Genomic DNA, 3,014 nt, shown 5'->3' on the forward strand with positions numbered 1-3,014 from the left:
TGAGCTTGGGAAAATATTCGAGCGTAGCAAGAATAAAGTCTTACCAAGCCCTTCCCTTTAGGGATGGGGTTCCTGACGATTGCGCCACTCTACGAAGCCGCCAACTCAGAAGACTCTCCATTAATCAGACCCGTCAGAATGTCGCGCATCTGCGCGATCGCCTGTTGTTGATTGGAGTGGGTTTCTCCCACTTGTCCGAAAGCGCCGGCCACTTCTTCGAGTTTTTGCTTGACCTCGTTGAGTTTATCTTGCAGGGGTTGGAGCATTTCTTCATAGAGATTGACTTGAGCGAGCATTCGCGCGATCGCCTCTTGCAACTCCCGCACATTTGCTTCAAGTTGAGCGATCGCCTGCTGCTTATCCTCCACTTCTTTAGCCTGAGCATTCACAGTTTCCTGAGCCTGCTCAAACTCTTGTTCCATCTGTTCGATTTCCCCTTCGAGCTTTTGGAGTTCTTCCGCTTGTTGTTCTCGCGCTTGTTCGATTTGCCCGAGAATTGGGCCGAGGGCAAGCTTTTGATGGGGGGCGATCGAGCCACCATCTCCATGACCTTGACGGCGACTCAACACCGCCCGGTGCTGACTGAGAATCTCCTCCCGTTCGCGCAGATTCCGTCGCTGACCCACCAGGGTTTGATCCAACATCTGGTAAGCTTCTTGTTCGTCCGTCAGTTGTCGCTGTACGTTCCAGCGTTCAGTATCTTTCGCTTGGCTAAGTGTTTGCTCGAGTTCTTCAATCGTCTCGCGCTGTAATTTCAACTCCTCCTCTTGACCGTTAACAAACTGAAAGATTTTGTCTAAATCCTGCTGTAGATTTTGCACCATTCCTTCCAGTTCCTCAATCGGCATCCTCTCCAACGCTTCCACGTCCACCTTATCGGTAATCGTCACCTGCTCGGAGGTGTCTGCCAGTTGAAACAGTTGCTGATGCAATTCCTCTTGACTCGTGACCTGGGTTTTTAGGCTCGTGGCATATTCGCGTTTAATTGCCAGAGCGCTTTCGAGGAGCTTTAACTGTGCGCGAGCCTCTTCTAAAGACGCTTCACCTTCATGGCATTGTTGGCGCAAATTCTCCAGTTCTTGGTTTTTGCTGGGGAGTTCCTGTTGCTGCTGTTCGGCGTCACTGCGAAAGCGATCGAGCCGCTGCCAATGTTCGTCCATCACCGACTGTTGTGCCGCCACCCCTTCCAACGCCAGCTTCACCTGTTCGTTCGCCGATTCGCTGGGCGCATCGGTTTGAGACAAGTAATCGAGTAATTCTTGAATGTGATTGGCTAGTCCTTCATCCAACTGCACCGATTGCTGTGTTTGAGCGATCTGCTCCTCCATCTGCTGGCGCTGCGATCGCAATTCCTCCCAGGCGCTGTCTAGTTCCTGCTGCTTGCGCTCTAGATCTTCTCTAGCTTGGGTGGCTTCTGAAGAAGCGCTTTCGATTTCCTGGCGTTTAGACTCTAGCTCGGTGAGTTCTTCTTCCCGGGCTTGTAATTCCATCTCGCGACGCTGTAGTTCCTGACTTTGATATGTCAGAGACTGCATCCACTGCTCGATTTCTTCCTCCTTGGTTTTGATTTTGTCTTGACCTCGGGAGAAATTTTGCAAAATACTAACCAGACGAGATGCCGCCTCTTCCACATTCCCCTTTACTTGTTTGTTGGGACTGAGGTCTACAAGCACCAGCGCGCCGGCGTTAAAACTACTGGCGTCCTCAGCAGGGATCGTCTCTGAGCCTGGTACGGCACTCCAACTGTTTTCGCCCCGCTGACAGGCGAGCAGTCTAAGTTCAGCCTTGGCGCTACCAAGCCCAAAGCTACTTTTTTGTTTTTGTACTTCCGCTAGATACAGCACACCGATCGTCCTCTTCCGTGTCTATGCCGAAATTGATTGCTAAACCGTTTCCGTAGTTGGTTTAGTTCACCTTCATTAAAATCCAGTTTAAAGGGATATGGCAATTGAAGCGCCACTGTCTGGAAGGAATGTGTTGCTACCTCTACTTGCTGGTTCACCTCGTTGTCTGCATAGAACTGCGCTGATAAGTGGTTTGCTTTGGTCTGATGCCACTTGATTATTTGGCTTGAGTGAATTCCACCCACGGGCGATCGCCCCTGGGTTCCACTCCAATGACGAAACACCCCTAGGCAGCATTCTGGGGACAGTGGGCGATGGTCTGGGCCACCCGTCTCTCCTTTGCCCCCGAATCCAGTTTAAACCTTTGTTTTTCCTGAGTCGAGCCTTCGCCACGATTTTACCTACCCTGCAAGTCCGACTCTGGGAGAACTCTCCCTGGATCTTCTGATTTGGGCATCTTCGCTGATGTCATCTTACGGGAGCTTTTGCAAATCCTACAACTTCAGGTTCCTCAAGCCACCGGATCCCACCCTCTTTTGTCTCAGATCCCTTGCATGAGCCTGGGGTTTCTCTGGAGTTGTCCGTGCAACCCTCGGCGGCGATTGGAGTTTCTTGGTTTACTACAACCGAGAATTTTGATTTGATTCCCTGGTCTACGCATCTCCCAGTTTCATTTTCTCCCTCGGATGTTTATCGAAAGCGATCGCTTGGGTTTTTCTTTATCCCCATTTGTTTGCCCTGTTCGCCTGTTTCAGGGCAATTTCCTTCGGTAAAAAGGTCCCCACTGATTTATCATCGCTTTGGCTTTGTTAATTATAGCTTACCTTTTTAGCCGAGTTCACTGATGATGAAATACTCGGGCTGAGTGCGGGGGAGATGTTATGGGTTCAGGTAAAGCGGGAAACCCTTATCCTCAGATAGAGGAGTCGCCCGCTCCACAGTAGTAAAGAGGTTAACATCTTTTTTAAGAGGAAAATTAAGGGAGAATTCAGCGCTTTATGCCACACTTAACGAAAGTAGGCACACTGACTTAGGCAGCGATCGCCACCGACAATCGACTTTCACAAATGGAAGGGAGACCTTCTATGGATTGTCATCATCAGAAATTAGGGTTGGTAAGGGGGAGAACGGAAACCCTCGTCATTTATGCGTAGGGAGGAGTTCTCCCCC

The 3,014-nt window shown here is 50.2% G+C and carries 1 protein-coding gene; it reads right to left on the minus strand.

What is annotated here, in order from left to right; all coding sequences use genetic code 11:
* Nucleotides 1–89: 89 nt before the first annotated feature.
* A complete protein-coding gene (gene hmpF / locus LKK83_RS13280; RefSeq protein WP_324631642.1) occupies nt 90–1,844 on the minus strand; it encodes a pilus motility taxis protein HmpF in 1,755 nt (584 codons plus the stop codon).
* Between the last annotated feature and the right edge of the window lie 1,170 nt (nt 1,845–3,014).

Origin of the sequence: Phormidium sp. CCY1219 (assembly GCF_035615515.1) — a bacterium.
Classification (GTDB): Bacteria; Cyanobacteriota; Cyanobacteriia; order Cyanobacteriales; family Laspinemataceae; genus CCY1219.